This window comes from Streptomyces sp. NPDC051662 (assembly GCF_040681655.1).
GTDB lineage: Bacteria > Actinomycetota > Actinomycetes > Streptomycetales > Streptomycetaceae > Streptomyces.
Window position 1 is genome coordinate 228296 of the sequence record NZ_JBFAZD010000009.1, and the last position, 16131, is coordinate 244426.

Annotated in this window: 14 protein-coding genes; 10 read left to right on the forward strand and 4 right to left on the reverse strand. The window is 70.6% G+C overall.

Annotated elements, in window-relative coordinates:
* The first annotated feature begins 27 nt into the window (after window positions 1–27).
* From AB0M67_RS17600 to mutM, 5 genes are all read left to right on the forward strand, one after another.
* On the forward strand, window positions 28–1185 hold the full coding sequence (locus AB0M67_RS17600; RefSeq protein ID WP_365746271.1) for a cell division initiation protein: 1158 nt from the start codon (window positions 28–30) through the stop codon (window positions 1183–1185).
* Between the two features lie 161 nt (window positions 1186–1346).
* Entirely contained in the window at window positions 1347–2015 is a 669-nt protein-coding gene (locus tag AB0M67_RS17605; RefSeq protein ID WP_365746409.1) for a DUF177 domain-containing protein, read from the forward strand.
* A gap of 2 nt (window positions 2016–2017) precedes the next feature.
* Complete coding sequence (gene rpmF, locus AB0M67_RS17610) at window positions 2018–2191, forward strand: 50S ribosomal protein L32 (RefSeq protein ID WP_003965982.1); 174 nt, start codon at window positions 2018–2020, stop codon at window positions 2189–2191.
* A gap of 19 nt (window positions 2192–2210) precedes the next feature.
* Entirely contained in the window at window positions 2211–3110 is a 900-nt protein-coding gene (gene rnc / locus AB0M67_RS17615; RefSeq protein ID WP_365746273.1) for a ribonuclease III, read from the forward strand.
* Window positions 3111–3206: 96 nt separating this feature from the next.
* Complete coding sequence (gene mutM / locus AB0M67_RS17620; RefSeq protein WP_365746275.1) at window positions 3207–4067, forward strand: bifunctional DNA-formamidopyrimidine glycosylase/DNA-(apurinic or apyrimidinic site) lyase; 861 nt, start codon at window positions 3207–3209, stop codon at window positions 4065–4067.
* Here mutM and AB0M67_RS17625 read toward each other — a convergent pair.
* Entirely contained in the window at window positions 4040–4408 is a 369-nt protein-coding gene (locus tag AB0M67_RS17625) for a helix-turn-helix domain-containing protein (RefSeq protein ID WP_365746277.1), read from the reverse strand. The two genes, mutM and AB0M67_RS17625, sit on opposite strands and share 28 nt — an antisense overlap.
* 102 nt (window positions 4409–4510) lie before the next feature.
* Window positions 4511–5422, reverse strand: coding sequence for a CAP domain-containing protein (locus tag AB0M67_RS17630; RefSeq protein ID WP_365746279.1), 912 nt, complete (start codon window positions 5420–5422; stop codon window positions 4511–4513).
* A 134-nt stretch (window positions 5423–5556) separates the two neighbouring features.
* On the opposite strand from AB0M67_RS17630, the gene AB0M67_RS17635 reads away from it, so the two are divergent.
* From AB0M67_RS17635 to AB0M67_RS17650, 4 genes are all read left to right on the forward strand, one after another.
* Window positions 5557–5838 carry an acylphosphatase gene (locus AB0M67_RS17635; protein ID WP_365746281.1) on the forward strand — a complete coding sequence of 94 codons (282 nt, stop codon included), beginning with the start codon at window positions 5557–5559 and terminating at the stop codon, window positions 5836–5838.
* A 381-nt stretch (window positions 5839–6219) separates the two neighbouring features.
* Window positions 6220–6438 carry a hypothetical protein gene (locus AB0M67_RS17640; protein WP_030351764.1) on the forward strand — a complete coding sequence of 73 codons (219 nt, stop codon included), beginning with the start codon at window positions 6220–6222 and terminating at the stop codon, window positions 6436–6438.
* 199 nt (window positions 6439–6637) lie between these two features.
* Window positions 6638–10288, forward strand: coding sequence for an AAA family ATPase (locus AB0M67_RS17645; RefSeq protein ID WP_365746283.1), 3651 nt, complete (start codon window positions 6638–6640; stop codon window positions 10286–10288).
* 171 nt (window positions 10289–10459) lie between these two features.
* Window positions 10460–11878 (forward strand): sugar porter family MFS transporter, encoded by a 1419-nt coding sequence (locus AB0M67_RS17650; RefSeq protein ID WP_365746285.1) that lies wholly within the window; start codon window positions 10460–10462, stop codon window positions 11876–11878.
* A gap of 10 nt (window positions 11879–11888) precedes the next feature.
* Here the strand turns inward: AB0M67_RS17650 and AB0M67_RS17655 are convergent, their stop codons facing one another.
* Window positions 11889–13325 (reverse strand): cytosine permease, encoded by a 1437-nt coding sequence (locus tag AB0M67_RS17655; RefSeq protein ID WP_365746286.1) that lies wholly within the window; start codon window positions 13323–13325, stop codon window positions 11889–11891.
* Window positions 13326–13490: 165 nt separating this feature from the next.
* Here AB0M67_RS17655 and ftsY point away from each other — a divergent pair, with 165 nt between their 5' ends.
* Complete coding sequence (gene ftsY / locus AB0M67_RS17660; RefSeq protein WP_365746288.1) at window positions 13491–14693, forward strand: signal recognition particle-docking protein FtsY; 1203 nt, start codon at window positions 13491–13493, stop codon at window positions 14691–14693.
* A gap of 578 nt (window positions 14694–15271) precedes the next feature.
* Here the strand turns inward: ftsY and AB0M67_RS17665 are convergent.
* Window positions 15272–15934: a bifunctional DNA primase/polymerase gene (locus AB0M67_RS17665; RefSeq protein WP_365746290.1), complete on the reverse strand. Its 663-nt coding sequence runs from the start codon at window positions 15932–15934 to the stop codon at window positions 15272–15274.
* Window positions 15935–16131: the final 197 nt, after the last annotated feature.

Here is a 16131-nt window from a genome sequence, read left to right on the forward strand (position 1 = left end):
ACCAGCTGAGAGAGTGGCGAGCACACGGTGGACGTACAGAAGAAGCTCGACGAGATCGTCGACACGGTGGGCAGCGCCCGCTCCATGCCCATGTCGGCGTCCTGCGTGGTGAACCGCGCCGAGCTGCTCGCCATGCTGGAAGAGGTACGGGAAGCGCTCCCGGGCTCGCTGGCCCAGGCCCAGGAGCTGATCGGCGGCCGGGAGCAGCTGGCCGAGCAGGCCCGCCAGGAGGCGGAGCGCATCATCGAGGCGGCGCACGCCCAGCGCTCCGGGCTGATCTCCGACACCGCGGTCGCCCGGCAGTCCCAGGAGGAGGCCGACCGCATCCTCGCGGAGGCCCGCAGGGACGCCGAGGAGATCCGCGCCGAGGCCGACGACTACGTCGACTCCAAGCTCGCCAACTTCGAGGTCGTCCTCACCAAGACCATCGGCTCCGTCGACCGGGGCCGTGAGAAGCTGCTCGGCCGCGCGGCCGGCGGTGACGACGACGATGCCCCCGAGTACAGCGACGACCCCGGCACCCTGATCCGGCGGGCCGACGAGTACATCGACACCAAGTTCGGCGCCTTCGAGGCCGTTCTGTCCAAGACCCTCGAAGCGGTCGGCCGCGGCAGGCAGAAACTCCACGGCCGTACCGACTCGGACGATCTCGGCGCGCACATGGCCGCCCAGGACGCGGCGGGCCCGCAGGGGCGCACCAGCGACGCGGACTATCTGGCGGACCTCGCGGGGAGCCCCCGGGAAGGCGCCCAGGAGCCCGTGGCGGCGCGGCAGCCCCCGGTACCGGCCCAGCAGCCCTACGCCGAGCCCGCGTACCCGCAGACGCCGCCCCAGGCCCAGCCGGTGCCCCAGTACGCCGAGGCCGGCTACCACGACCCCGCGTACGCCGCGGAGACGGGCTACGGCGGCTACCAGCAGCAGGACGCGTACGGCTACCAGCAGGACCCGTACGCGTACCAGCAGCAGGGATACGGCCAGGACCAGAGCCACGCCCAGGACCAGAGCCACGGCCAGCCGCAGGGGTACGACCCGAACTACGGCTGGCAGCAGCAGCCCGAGGTCCAGCCCCAGCAGCACGCGCTGCCCCCGGCCCAGGAGCCCCGCAGCACCCTCGACGAGACCAGCCTCTTCGACACCAGCATGATCGACATCGAGCAGCTGCGCCGGTACGAGCAAGGACGCTGAGACCACCGGCCCCTCCGGCCGCCGGTTCGGCCGCCCGGTCCGGCCGCCCCCGAGGGGCCGGATTGGGCCTACGGCGGCCGGTCCAGTACCCTGGCTCTTCGGCCGCGTGTATGTCCGCGGCCCATGCCGCCCGCTCGCTCTCGCGACGGTGGCGGCCCCCCATCGATCCGAAAGCGGGAAAAGCCCTGAACGCGCGCCTCGACCACCGCGACCCCCTCGTGTTCGACACACACGAGCTGGGGCGGCGTCCTGGTGCGCTCCAGAAGCTGACCCGCTCGGTACCCGCCCCCAAGGACTTCGGTATCGCGGGGGTGATCGGGGCGCCCGAGGGCGCGCCCGTCGAGCTGGCCCTCCGTCTCGAATCCGTCATGGAGGGGGTGCTCATCACGGGCACCGCCCGTGCGGTGGCCGAGGGGGAGTGCGTAAGGTGTCTGGAGCCGCTCAGCCAGGAAGTGGCGGCGGACTTCCAGGAGATGTTCTCGTACCACGACGCCGATGACCGGGGCCGCACCCGTGCGGAGCCGGCCGCTGACGCCGAGTACAGCGAGGACGACGACAGACTCTTCATCGAAGATGGCCTGTTCGACCTCGAACCGGTGCTGCGTGACGCGGTGGTACTCGCACTGCCGATGCAGCCGGTGTGCCGGGAGACCTGTGCCGGTCTGTGTTCCACATGTGGGATCAGGCTGGACGAGAACCCGGACCACCACCACGACGCCGTCGACATCCGTTGGGCGGCACTGCAGGGACTCGCCGAGACCGTCAAGGACGGCGAGAAGGACAACATGGGCGGCGCCGAAGCGGGCGTCGACGAGAAGCAGGAGAAGTAGCCGTGGCTGTTCCGAAGCGGAAGATGTCGCGCAGCAACACGCGCCACCGCCGGTCGCAGTGGAAGGCTGCGGTCCCCACCCTGGTTTCGTGCGAGCGTTGCCAGGAGCCGAAGCTGCAGCACATCGCGTGCCCGAGCTGCGGCACCTATAACAAGCGCCAGGTCCTCGAGGTCTGAGCGGCTGGTGAGAGGCTCAATGTCTGAACTGTCCCATGCCAAGAAGCAGACAGACAATGTCAGCACAGCCTCGTCCCACACGCTTCTGGAAGGGCGGCTCGGGTATCAGCTCGAGACCGCCCTTCTGGTGCGTGCGCTGACCCATCGTTCGTACGCGTACGAGAACGGCGGTCTGCCCACCAACGAGCGGCTCGAATTCCTCGGGGATTCGGTGCTCGGACTGGTGGTCACGGACACGCTGTACCGCACCCACCCCGATCTGCCTGAAGGCCAGTTGGCCAAATTGCGGGCCGCGGTGGTCAACTCGCGTGCGCTTGCGGAAGTGGGCCGCGGCCTCGAACTCGGCTCCTTCATCCGGCTCGGCCGGGGCGAAGAGGGCACGGGCGGCCGGGACAAGGCGTCCATCCTCGCCGACACCCTTGAAGCGGTGATCGGCGCTGTCTATCTCGACAAGGGCCTCGACGCGGCGTCCGAGCTGGTGCACCGGCTCTTCGACCCGCTGATCGAGAAGTCCTCGAATCTCGGGGCCGGCCTGGACTGGAAGACCAGTCTCCAGGAGCTGACCGCGGCGGAGAGTCTCGGTGTTCCCGAGTATCTCGTCACGGAAACGGGCCCGGACCACGAGAAGACCTTCACCGCTGCCGCCCGCGTCGGTGGTGTCTCGTACGGCACCGGCACCGGCCGCAGCAAGAAGGAAGCGGAGCAGCAGGCGGCGGAGTCCGCCTGGCGGTCCATCCGGACCGCGGCGGACGAACGCGAGGCGGCGGGGAAGACCGACGCCGACTCCGACGTCGACGTGAAGGACGGCGTCGACGCCAAGGCCGAGGACAGCACGTCTGTCGACGCCACGTCTGAAGAGGCCGCCGACACCTCTTCAGCTCCCTCGGAGCAGACTCCCGCGGACACCGCCAACGCCTGAGCGTCCGTGCTCCCTCCTTCCGGGTGCGCCCCTCGCGTCGTCGTACGGCATGAGGGGCGCACCCGTTCCGGTTCCCTTCACCCCCAGGAGCGTCCCGTGCCCGAGCTGCCCGAGGTCGAAGTCGTCCGGCGTGGACTCGAACGCTGGGTCAGCGGCCGGACCGTCGCCGAGACCGAGGTGCTGCATCCGCGCGCGGTACGGCGGCACACCGCCGGAGGCGCGGACTTCGCGGCCCAGCTCAAGGGGCACACCATCGGTACGGCACGCCGGCGCGGCAAATACCTGTGGCTGCCCCTCGCCGACACGGACGCCTCGATCCTCGGCCATCTCGGCATGAGCGGCCAGCTGCTGGTCCAGCCGGAGAGCGCGCCCGACGAGAAGCATCTGCGCATCCGGATCCGCTTCGCCGACACCCTCGGAACCGAACTGCGCTTCGTCGACCAGCGCACCTTCGGCGGGCTCTCGCTGCATGAGAACACCCCCGACGGACTGCCCGATGTCATCGCGCATATCGCCAGGGATCCGCTGGACCCGGCCTTCGACGACGCGGCCTTCCTCACCGCGCTGAAGCTGCGCCGTACGACGGTCAAGCGCGCCCTGCTCGACCAGTCGCTGATCAGCGGCGTCGGCAATATCTACGCCGACGAGGCGCTGTGGCGCGGTCGCCTCCACTACGAACGCCCCACGGCCACCCTGCCCAGGCCGCGCGCCACGGAACTCCTCGGTCATGTACGGGACGTGATGAACGCGGCCCTCGATGTCGGCGGCACCAGTTTCGACAGCCTGTACGTCAATGTGAACGGTGAGTCGGGGTACTTCGACCGGTCGCTGGACGCGTACGGACGCGAGGACGAGCCGTGCCGGCGCTGTGGGACACCGATCCGCCGACGGCCCTGGATGAACCGGTCGAGCTACTTCTGTCCGCGCTGTCAGAGGGTTCCGCGCGTCGTGTCGTAACGCTCCCGCGCCGAGATCACCTCGGGCATCCGCCCCTCCACCAGCTTGATCAGCCCGAGCAGCCGCTCGGCGACCTCCCGGCCCAGCGCGGTCAGCTCGTAATCCACCCACGGCGGATTGACCGGCCGCGCCTCGCGCAGCACCAGACCGTCCCGCTCCAGCGCCTGAAGGGTCTGGGAGAGCATTTTCTCGCTCACGCCGTCGACGCGCCGCCGCAGTTCGTTGAAGCGGAGGCGGCTCTCGTACAGGGCGGTGAGCGTCAGACCGCCCCAGCGGCCCATCACATGCTCCAGTGTGGTGCGCGAGGGGCACTGCCGGGAGAAGACATCGAAGGCGTCCATGGCCGCGACTTTACAACCGAAAGCGCCACCCGACAGGTGGCGCTTTCGTATGGTTAGTGAGCTTTCCCGGGGGTGGCCGGGCCTCTGTCAGGGCGGCCTGGCTCAGAAGCCGAAGTCCTGCGTCCACCACGGGCCGCCGGAGCCGGTGTGGACACCGACACCCAGCCGGGTGTAATCGCAGTTCAGTATGTTCGCGCGATGGCCCTCGCTGTTCATCCACGAGTCCATCACGGACTGAGCGGTGGCCTGCCCCCTGGCTATGTTCTCGCCGCCCAGACCCTTGACGCCCGCCCTGTCGGCGCGGTCCCAGGGCGTCTTGCCGTCCGGGTCCGTGTGGTCGAAGAACCCGCGCTCCGCCATGTCGTCGCTGAAGTCCTGCGCCAGCCTGCCGAGCGAGGCATCGGCCCGCACCGGGCTGCACCCCACCTTCGCGCGCTCCTTGTTGACCAGGGAGAGCACGGCCGCCTCGGAGGAACTGGAGCCGGGGGCCGCGGGCGCCTCCACGGCGCGCTCGGTGGTCTGCTCGGGCGCCGGGGCCTCGCTGGAGCGGGTCGGTATCTCGGCCTTCGGCCGCGGTGGGGCGGCGGCGGGCTTCGTCGTCTTCTCCGACCGCTCGGCGGTCGGAGACGACGACGAAGCGTCCTTCGAAGGAGTGACGGACGGCTTGCGCGGAGTGGGTGACGCGGACGCCGACGGCGACTGGGTCCGCTCGGCGCCACGGCTCGGCGAGACCGAGGTCTCCCGCGTCGGCTCGCCGGACGAGCCGCCCTGCTGCTGAAGCTCCGGAGCGCCCTCGGTACGTATCTGTCCGCCGTTGGCGCTGCCGCCGACCGTGAAGTGGTCCCCGCCGCCGGGCAGCAGGCCCGAGGCGACGGCCACGGCTCCGACCGCCATGGCGGCGGAGGCGCCCAGCAGGCCGGTACGTACAGGGGTGGCGATCCGCCTCTTCCGGCGCGCACCGTCCACGTGGTCCTCGACGGGCGGGGCGGCGGCTGAGCGGCGGTGGCGTCCCATGTGCCTTCCTCATGCTCTCGACGGCAACGTGTCCAGATCTCACCCGAACGAGTGAGGCTATTGCGACGGGACTGTACGGCATGGTCCGCGGGGGCGCCGGGTGCCCGAGGCAATTGGCCGGTTAGCTTGCGTGCATGAAAGAAGACGTTCGAGTAACGGCCTGGGTACGCGGAAGAGTGCAAGGAGTGGGGTTCCGCTGGTTCACCAGGGCAAACGCTCTGGAGATCGGCGGCCTCACCGGATTCGCCCTCAATCTGGACGACGGCAGGGTGCAGGTCGTCGCCGAGGGGCCACGTGAGAATTGCCACCGTCTGCTGGAATGGCTGCGCTCCGCCGACACACCCGGGCGTGTGGACGGAGTCACTGAGATCTGGGACACCCCCCGCGGGGGCTACGAGACCTTCGCGATCCGCTGAGATCGCGCCGTCCCGGGCGGCGCCGGGAGGCTCGCGGATGCCGACGGCACATGCGCAAGTCCGCGGTGACCTGGTGGTTGCCAAGAACCGTCAGTCGTGCCAGGCTGCCCGGACAACGATGATCTCCACGCCCCAGGGGCCCCGTGACCGAACCGGGGCCGCACCCCTCGCGGGCGCCCGCCACCGGGCCGCCCGTCGGCACGGGCTGTGATCGTGTTGACCGTCAAACTTTTTGGTGAGAGTCTGGAATCCCCGCGCACCTTAGCTGTTTGGCAGTAAGAACCGCAGTGATGAACAAGCACTGCCAAGCACCGCGGGTGCGATTTCCCTCACGACCCACACCGCATCCGGTCGGTCACTCAGTGTGGAGGACCATTCATCATGGCAAAGGCGCTTCTCGGTTATGTCGGCGGTTCCGACCCGCGACTCCTCGCCGAGATGCGACGGCTCCAGCAGCGCGTCCAGGACCTCGAATCCGAACTCGTACGGATCCAGTCCGAGAACGACGTGTTGAACGCCGCCGTCGCACAGCACCCCGGAGAGTCGCTGCTCAATGGCATCGACATCGATGTACCCCAGGCGGAGCCGGCGCTCACCTGACAACAGCCCCCCTCGGGGTCGGGTGAGAAACACTCTCGCAAGATATGCAAGGGACGCTTCGGCGTCCCTTCTTTCTTTCCATCTTCCGCTGTACGAAGCATTGTTGGCGCTGCCACGCCTTTCTTAACGTCTGATGTGCCCTGCACGTTCGGCGGTGAAACCGGCGAGGGACGATCGGAGCCGGGTAGAGTCCGGCGGCGTGCATCTCAAGGCCATGACCCTGCGCGGGTTCAAATCCTTCGCCTCCGCCACGACGCTGCGCTTCGAGCCGGGGATCACCTGTGTGGTGGGTCCGAACGGCTCGGGAAAGTCCAATGTCGTGGACGCGCTCTCCTGGGTCATGGGGGAGCAGGGGGCGAAGTCGCTGCGCGGCGGCAAGATGGAGGATGTGATCTTCGCCGGGACGACCGGGCGCCCGCCGCTCGGCCGCGCGGAGGTCTCCCTGACCATCGACAACACCGACGGCGCGCTGCCCATCGACTACGCGGAAGTCACCATTACGCGGATCATGTTCCGCAACGGCGGCAGCGAATACCAGCTCAACGGCGACACCTGCCGCCTTCTCGATATCCAGGAACTGCTGTCCGACAGCGGTATCGGCCGCGAGATGCATGTCATCGTCGGCCAGGGCCAGCTCGACTCCGTTCTGCACGCCGACCCCATGGGACGCAGGGCGTTCATCGAAGAGGCCGCCGGAGTACTCAAACACCGCAAGCGCAAAGAGAAGGCGCTGCGGAAGCTGGACTCGATGCAGGCGAACCTGGCCCGCGTCCAGGACCTCACCGACGAGCTGCGCCGCCAGCTCAAACCCCTCGGACGGCAGGCGGCGGTCGCCCGGCGGGCCGCCGTCATACAGGCGGATCTGCGTGACGCGCGGCTGCGGCTGCTCGCCGACGATCTGGTGAGGCTGCGCGACGCGCTCCGTTCGGAGATCGCCGACGAGGCCGAACTGAAGCAGCGCAAGGAATCCACCGAGGCCAGGCTCAAGGCCGCGCTGACCAGGGAAGCCGAGCTGGAGGACGAGGTACGGCGGCTGGCGCCGCGCCTCCAGCGGGCCCAGCAGACCTGGTACGAACTGTCCCAGCTGGCCGAGCGGGTACGGGGCACGGTCTCGCTGGCCGACGCGCGGGTGAAGAGCGCGACCGCGGCCCCCACGGACGAGCGGCGTGGCCGCGACCCCGAGGACATGGAGCGCGAGGCCGCCCGGATCCGGGAGCAGGAGGCGGAGCTGGAGGCCGCGCTGGAGGCGGCCGAGCACGCCCGCGAGGACACCGTCGCGCACCGCGCCGAGCTGGAACGGCAACTGGCGGCGGAGGAACGCCGGCTCAAGGACGCCGCCCGCGCGATCGCCGACCGCCGCGAGGGCCTCGCCAGGCTGCATGGCCAGGTCAACGCCGCCCGTGGCCGGGCGGCGTCGGCCCAGGCGGAGATCGGCCGCCTCGCCGCGTCCCGTGACGAGGCGCGCGAGCGCGCCGTGGCCGCCCAGGAGGAGTACGAACAGCTCAAGGCCGAGGTGGACGGGCTGGACGCCGAGGACCATGAACTGGGCGAGCGGTACGACAGCGCCCGCGGCGCCCTGTCCGCGGCGGAGGCCGAGCTGACGGCGGCGCGCGAGGCCGCCACCACGGCGGAACGCGAACGGGCGGCCCTCGCGGCCCGCCATGAAGCGCTCGCCCTCGGCCTGCGCCGCAAGGACGGCACCGGCGCGCTGCTCGCGTCCCGCGAGAGCCTCTCCGGCCTGCTCGGTCCTGCCGCCGAACTGCTCACCGTCACCCCCGGGTACGAGATCCCGGTGGCCGCGGCGCTCGGCGCCGCCGCGGACGCGATCGCCGTCGCCGATCCGACGGCGGCGGCCGAGGCCATCCGGCTGCTGCGCAAACAGGACGCGGGCCGGGCAGCCCTGCTGCCGGCCGGCCCTCCCGGGGAGGACGGGCCAGGTCCGCCGACCGGCTCCGGGACGGGCCCCGGCGTGCCCGGCCAGACGGCGGCGGAGGGACGCGGTACGGACGCCGCCGGCCGTTCCGTACGTACCGCGGTCTCCGCGGGCGCCGTGCCGTATGTCATCGACCTGGTGAGCGGACCCGCCGAGCTGCTGGGCGCCATACGGCGGCTCGTACACGACACGGTGGTCGTCGGGACGCTGGAGGACGCCGAGGATCTCATCGCCGCGCGGCCCGCGCTCACCGCCGTGACCGCCGAGGGAGATGTGCTCAGCGCGCACTTCGCGCAGGGCGGCTCGGCGGGCGCGCCGAGCCTGCTGGAGGTACAGGCCTCCGTCGACGAGGCCGCCGCCGACCTCGCGGAGCTGGCCGTACGGTGCGAGGAACTGGCCGGGGCGCAGCGCCGCGCCACCGAGCGGCGGGCCGAGTGCGCCGCGCTGGTCGAGGAGCTCGGGGAGCGGCGCCGGGCCGCCGACCGGGAGAAGTCCGCCGTGTCCGGGCAGCTGGGACGGCTCTCCGGACAGGCCCGCGCGGCCGCGGGCGAGGCCGAGCGTACGACCGCGGCCGCGGGCAGGGCCCAGGAGGCGCTGGAGCGCGCCACCGCCGAGGCGGAGGAACTCGCGGAACGGCTGCTGGTCGCGGAGGAGGCCCCGGTCCAGGAGGAGCCGGACACCTCCGTACGGGACCGGCTCGCCGCCGACGGAGCCAACGCCAGGCAGACCGAGATGGAGGCCAGGCTCCAGGTCCGTACCCATGAGGAGCGGGTGAAGGGGCTCGCGGGCCGGGCCGACGCGCTCGACCGGGGAGCGCGTGCCGAGCGCGAGGCGCGGGCGCGCGCGGAACAGCGCCGTGCGCGACTGCGCCACGAGGCCCAGGTGGCCGGGGCCGTCGCGGCCGGCGCCCGGCAGCTGCTGGCGCATGTGGAGGTGTCGGTCGTACGGGCCGAGGCCGAGCGCGTCGCCGCCGAGGCGGCCAAGGCCGAACGGGAACGGGAGCTGGCCGCCGAGCGCAACCAGGGCCGCGACCTCAAGGCCGAGCTGGACAAGCTCACCGACTCCGTGCACCGCGGTGAGGTCATGGGCGCCGAGAAGCGGATGCGGATCGAGCAACTGGAGGCCAAGGCCCTGGAGGAGCTGGGCGTTGAGCCGGCCGGGCTGATCTCCGAGTACGGCCCCGATCAGCTCGTACCGCCGTCCCCGCCCGCGGAGGGCGAGGAACTGCCCGAGGACCCGGCGGATCCGCGCAACCAGCCGAAGCCGTACGTGCGAGCCGAGCAGGAGAAGCGGCTCAAGGCGGCCGAACGGGCGCATCAGCAGCTCGGGAAGGTGAATCCGCTCGCCCTGGAGGAGTTCGCGGCGCTGGAGGAACGCCACAAGTTCCTCTCCGAGCAGCTCGAAGACCTGAAGAAGACCCGGGCGGATCTGCTGCTCGTGGTGAAGGAGGTCGACGAACGCGTCGAGCAGGTCTTCACCGAGGCGTACCGGGACACGGCGGAACAGTTCGAGGGGGTCTTCTCACGGCTCTTCCCGGGCGGCGAGGGACGGCTCATCCTCACCGACCCCGAGAACATGCTCACCACGGGGGTGGACGTGGAGGCCAGGCCGCCGGGCAAGAAGGTCAAGCGGCTGTCGCTGCTCTCCGGCGGCGAGCGGTCCCTGACGGCGGTGGCGCTGCTGGTGTCGATCTTCAAGGCGCGGCCGAGCCCGTTCTATGTGATGGACGAGGTCGAGGCGGCGCTCGACGACACCAATCTCCAGCGGCTGATCCGCATCATGCAGGAGCTCCAGGAGAGCTCCCAGCTGATCGTGATCACGCATCAGAAGCGGACGATGGAGGTCGCCGACGCGCTGTACGGGGTCTCCATGCAGGGCGACGGGGTCTCCAAGGTCATCAGCCAGCGGCTGCGCTGACCCCGTATCACCGCCGGCTCGCGTCACCTTCCGCCCCGCGTCATCTCCGGCTCGCGTCGGGCCCGCGTACAGCACGCGTACAAGTGGTGGCCGGGGATGAGCTGTGACCCACTGGAAGGGCTCGCCCACCCCACGTCCGGCGATGGCAGCCGGGCGGCACCAGGAGCACATGTGACCAGCACAGCGCGGGTACCGCCGTCCGGAGGCCACGCGGCCCCGCCGGAACACCTCGGCCATGTCATCTTCATCACGGCCGCGGCAGCGATGGGCGGCTTCCTCTTCGGCTACGACAGCTCGGTGATCAACGGCGCCGTCGAAGCCATCAGGAGCAGATACGACATCGGCGCGGCGGCCCTCGCACAGGTCATCGCCATCGCCCTGATCGGCTGTGCGATCGGTGCCGCCACGGCGGGCCGGATCGCCGACCGGATCGGCCGGATCCGCTGTATGCGGATCTCCGCCGCCCTCTTCACCGTCAGCGCCGTCGGCTCCGCGCTGCCGTTCGACATCTACGATCTGGCGGTCTGGCGGATCATCGGCGGCTTCGCCATCGGCATGGCGTCGGTGATCGGCCCCGCGTACATCGCCGAGGTCTCCCCGCCCGCCTACCGGGGCCGGCTCGGCTCCTTCCAGCAGGCCGCGATCGTCGTCGGTATCGCCATCTCCCAGCTGGTGAACTTCGGCATCCTCCAGCTCGCCGACGGCGAGCAGCGCGGCAAGCTGCTGGGGCTGGAGGCGTGGCAGTGGATGCTCGGAGTGATGGTCGTCCCGGCGCTTCTGTACGGTCTGCTCACCCTCGCGATCCCCGAGTCACCGCGCTATCTGATCTCCGTGGGCCGGGTGGACCACGCCAAGAAGGTGCTCGCGGAGGTCGAGAACAAGGATGTCGATCTGGACGCCCGGGTCGCCGAGATCGACCACGCCATGCGCCGCGAGCACAAGTCGACCTTCAAGGACCTGAAGGGCAGCCGCTTCTCCTTCCTGCCCATCGTGTGGGTCGGCATCGGACTGTCGATGTTCCAGCAGCTCGTCGGCATCAATGTCGCCTTCTACTACTCGGCGACGCTCTGGCAGTCGGTCGGTATCAACCCGTCGAGCTCGTTCTTCTACTCGTTCACCACGTCGATCGTGAACATCATCGGCACCGTGATCGCGATGGTCCTGGTGGACAGGGTCGGCCGCAAGCCCCTCGCGCTCGTCGGCTCGGCGGGGATGGCCGTCGCGCTCGCCTTCGAGGCGTGGGCGTTCTCCGCGCCCCTGGTGAACGGCGAACTGCCGAACACGCAGGGGACGGTCGCCCTGATCGCGGCCCATGTGTTCGTGCTCTTCTTCGCGCTGTCCTGGGGCGTCGTCGTCTGGGTCTTCCTCGGCGAGATGTTCCCGAACAGGATCCGCGCCGCCGCGCTCGGGGTGGCGGCCTCGGCGCAGTGGATCGCCAACTGGGTCATCACCGCGAGCTTTCCGAGCCTCGCCGAGTGGAACCTCTCGGGCACGTACATCATCTACACCTGCTTCGCCGTGCTCTCCATCCCCTTCGTGCTGCTGTTCGTGAAGGAGACGAAGGGCAAGTCGCTCGAAGAGATGGGCTGAGGGCTGTCCCTCAGACGGGCAGCTTCTCCTCCGCGGGCCGCGCGCAGGCCGCCGGGACCTGGGCCCGTTCGCGCGGCAGGACCGCGTAGAGAGCCGCCGCCACGACGATCGTGATGACCCAGCCCAGACCGTTCTCACCGGGCCAGGTGTCGGCGAACGGGCCCGAGAACCAGTCCACCTCGGTGAACAGCAGCCCCAGCACCAGCGCCGCACCCCAGGCGGCCGTCGCCGACCACGCGAAGCCGCCCCGGTACCAGTAGGCGCTGGTCCGCGTGGTGTCCATCAGCGCCGCGCCGTCGTACGTACGCCGCCGCAGCATGTCCACGCCGAAGACGCCGATCCACGCCGAGAACGCCACCGCGAGCAGCGTCAGGAACGAGATGAACGAGCCGATGAAGCTGGTGGCCACCACCATCAGCAGGAAGCCGAGGACCAGACTGATCACCGCGTTCACACTGACCGCCCAGGCGCGCGGCACCTTGATGCCCAGGGTCTGCGCGGTGAAGCCCGCCGAATACATCGACATCGAGTTGATCAGCAACATCCCGACCAGCGCGATCAGTAGATACGGCACCGCGATCCAGGCGGGCAGCAGCTCGCCGATGAACGACACCGGGTCCTTCGCCGTGGCGAGATCCGGGGTGCCGACCGCCATCACCGCGCCCATCAGCACCATCGGCAGCACCACGATCCCCGCGCCGCCGATGGTCCAGCCGACCATCGACCGGCCGGAGGCGGACCGGGGCAGATAGCGCGTGAAGTCCGGGCCCGAGGGCACCCAGCTGATCCCGCCCGCCGCGAGGGTCCCGATCCCGGCGACCATCATCGCCGTCGACCCCGCCGGCTGGTCGAAGACCGACGACCAGTCCGTGTGCGCCACCAGATACACCAGCACCAGCACGCTGAAGGCACCGAAGAGATACGTCGACCAGGTGCTGCACACCCGCAGCGCGCTGATACCGAGGCCCGAGACCAGGAAGGTGCAGGCCACGAAGAGCAGCAGTGTGATCACGATCAGCGGAGTGTTGCGCTTGACGCCGAAGAGCAAGTCGAGAACCGTCAGCACGGCATAGGCGCCGGTGACCGCGTTGATCGTCTCCCAGCCCCAGCGGGCGACCCAGATCAGCGCCCCGGGGAAGAGATTCCCCCGCTGGCCGAAGACAGCCCGGGAGAGCGCCATACCCGGGGAGCCGCCGCGCTTCCCGGCGAGGGAGACCAGCCCCACGATGCCGTACGACACGACGGGCGCCGCGACGGCGACGGTCAGCACCTGCCAGAAGTTCAGACCGTTGAAGACGATCAGACCCGCGCCGATCGTGAGCAGCAGCACGCTGATGTTCGCGGCCACCCAGGTGGGGAAGAGTTGGCGGGCATGGCCGGTGCGCTCGTCATCGGGGACGGGTTCCAGACCGCGGGTCTCTATCGCGCCTTCGGGGGCGTGGGGCATGAAGAGGCTCCGTACAGGGTGGGGGCTCCAGAAAGGGGTGTCCGGGCGGACCCAGAACCCCCAGCATCGTACGTTCAACGCAAAAGGTCCAAATCGTAACGGGGATCTTCGTGTGATCCTCTGAAGCCAGGGCCGGTCCCGGCCGTAGCCGATACTGGGAGCGTTATGGAAATCGTCATCCTTGTTGTAGTCATCGCCCTGGTCGCGGTCGGCCTGATCAGCGGGCTCGTGGTCGGCAGCCGCAAGAAGAAGAAGCTGCCGCCCGAGGCGCCGTCGAGCACGCCGACCCTCACAGCTCCCCCTGCCGAGCCACATGTCGGCGACGAGGCGGAGGCACCGCACGACGAATCGCGCGGCACGATCGAGGAGGTCGGCCTCCCGGACGGTACGCAGACGCCGGTCGCCGTCGAGGCGGAGGCGCCGGCGCCCGCGATCGAGATCCCCGAGCCGTCCGCCGGCCGGCTGATCCGGCTGCGCGCCCGGCTCGCCCGCTCGCAGAACTCCCTCGGCAAGGGGCTGCTCACGCTGCTCTCCCGTGAGCACCTCGACGAGGAGACCTGGGAGGAGATCGAGGAGACCCTCCTGATCGCGGACGTCGGTGTCGCACCGACCCAGGAGCTGGTCGAGCGGCTGCGCGAGCGGGTACGCGTACTCGGCACACGGACGCCGGAGGAGCTGCGCGCGCTGCTCAAGGAGGAGCTTGTCCACCTCCTCGGCACGGACTTCGACCGTGCGGTGAAGACCGAGAGCGGCCTCGACACCCCGGCGGTCATGATGGTCGTCGGCGTCAACGGCACCGGCAAGACCACGACCACCGGCAAGCTGGCACGGGTCCTGATCGCGGACGGCCGCTCGGTCGTGCTGGGCGCGGCCGACACATTCCGCGCCGCCGCCGCCGATCAGCTCCAGACGTGGGGCGAGCGGGTCGGCGCGCGTACGGTACGCGGCCCCGAGGGCGGCGACCCGGCGTCGATCGCCTTCGACGCGGTCAAGGAGGGCATCGCGGAGGGCGCGGACGTCGTCCTCATCGACACGGCGGGCCGGCTGCACACCAAGACCGGGCTGATGGACGAGCTGGGCAAGGTCAAGCGGGTCGTGGAGAAGCACGGGCCGCTGGACGAGGTACTGCTGGTACTGGACGCCACGACGGGCCAGAACGGGCTGGTGCAGGCGCGGGTGTTCGCGGAGGTCGTGGACATCACCGGCATCGTCCTCACGAAGCTGGACGGCACGGCCAAGGGGGGCATCGTGATCGCGGTGCAGCGGGAGCTGGGGGTGCCGGTGAAGCTGGTGGGGCTGGGGGAGGGCCCGGACGACTTGGCGCCGTTCGAACCCGAGGCGTTCGTCAACGCGCTGATCGGGGACTAGGGGGTTTGTTTCGGCTCCGGCCGGTGGTCGTGTGCGGTCTCGTTGTCGTGGCTGGGCCGGGGGCGGGGCGCCTCTGGCGGGGGCGTGGTGCGGTGCGCCTGCGGCGCTGGGGCCGGTGGGCGGTACCGGGTGCCGGGGCCTCCGGAGGTGCGTGTCCGGACTGCTTTCCTCACCGCGCTTCGCGCGAGCTGCGACGCTTTGCGTCCGGACACGCACCTCCTCCGACCCCGACCCCCTCGCGTCACCGACCACGCGGCCGTGCCCGGGGCGGGCGGACCGTCCCGCACCAGCCCATTCACCCCCGCCGGGACGGCGAATGGCCGGGGCCACCGGGCCGCACCCGCCCCCAACACCCCGCCGAGGCGGCGCTTGGAGGCGACCACCGGGGGAGGGGGTCGGGGTCGTAGGAGGTGCGTGTCCGGACACTAAAGCGTGATTTGTGGCGCCGGACGCCCGAACCATCGTCGGGGCGGAGTCGCGCCGTAAATCGTGCCGTCCGGACATGTACCTCCGGAGGCCCCGGCCCCCGGCCCACGGCGACGCGGCCGCAACCGCACCCCGCCGGACGGCGACTCCCGTCAAGCCAGGCGGTGGCAGATGTACGCCAGCGTGCCCAGGAGCAGCCGCGCCGGTGGGGGTTCCGCCCCCGTGTCCAGGGACGGCGGTCGCAGCCACCGCACCGGCCCCACGCCCGGCACCTCCGACGGCGGCGCCATCACATACGCTCCCGGTCCCAGAGCGTGCAGATCCAGGTCCGCGTCGTCCCAGCCCATCCGGTACAGCAGCTCCGGCAGCTCCGCCGCCGCGCCCGGTGCCACCAGGAAGTGGGCGCGGCCCGTGGGTGTCGCCATGACCGGGCCCAGGGGGAGTCCCATCCGTTCGAGGCGTACGAGGGCCCGGCTCCCCGCCGGTTCCGCCACGTCGATGATGTCGAAGCCGCGGCCCACCGGCAGCAGCACCGCCGCGCCCGGCACCTCCGACCACACCTTGGTGACGTCGTCGAGGGTGGCGCCCGCCGACACCTCGGGGCTGAACGCCAGCGGATGGGCGCCCGGCGACGCGCAGTCGGGCTCGCCGCAGGAGCACCGCGCGCCCGAGGCCCGCGCCGCGGGAACCGCGCCGGGAACGACGTCCCAGCCCCACAGGCCCGTGTACTCCGCCACCGCGGTGCACTCAGTGGTGCGGCCGCGGCGGCGCGAGCCGGACCGCATCTCCCGGATGCCGCCGATCGTGAAGCCCATGCCCCCTCCAACGGGTCGAACTCGCCGGTGGTTACGTCTCGCAGTCTGCCCGTGACACTCCGTCGCCATCGGGGCGGTCGAGGCGGCGCGAAGTGGCATTGGGGGTAGTGGGGCCGGATTCGCGCGCCCCGGCGTGCAGCGCTTCGGCCCGTTCCGATCGAAGTGTGTCAAGTCAATCGCGCCCCGCCGTGGGCGAG

Bases quoted from the DNA above. Each gene is read 5' to 3' on its own strand.
- rnc (WP_365746273.1), top strand. From the start codon at position 2,211: ATGTCTGAACTGTCCCATGCCAAGAAGCAGACAGACAATGTCAGCACA.
- AB0M67_RS17625 (WP_365746277.1), bottom strand. From the start codon at position 4,408: ATGGACGCCTTCGATGTCTTCTCCCGGCAGTGCCCCTCGCGCACCACA.
- AB0M67_RS17630 (WP_365746279.1), bottom strand. From the start codon at position 5,422: ATGGGACGCCACCGCCGCTCAGCCGCCGCCCCGCCCGTCGAGGACCAC.
- AB0M67_RS17635 (WP_365746281.1), top strand. From the start codon at position 5,557: ATGAAAGAAGACGTTCGAGTAACGGCCTGGGTACGCGGAAGAGTGCAA.
- AB0M67_RS17640 (WP_030351764.1), top strand. From the start codon at position 6,220: ATGGCAAAGGCGCTTCTCGGTTATGTCGGCGGTTCCGACCCGCGACTC.
- AB0M67_RS17655 (WP_365746286.1), bottom strand. From the start codon at position 13,325: ATGCCCCACGCCCCCGAAGGCGCGATAGAGACCCGCGGTCTGGAACCC.
- ftsY (WP_365746288.1), top strand. From the start codon at position 13,491: ATGGAAATCGTCATCCTTGTTGTAGTCATCGCCCTGGTCGCGGTCGGC.
- AB0M67_RS17665 (WP_365746290.1), bottom strand. From the start codon at position 15,934: ATGGGCTTCACGATCGGCGGCATCCGGGAGATGCGGTCCGGCTCGCGC.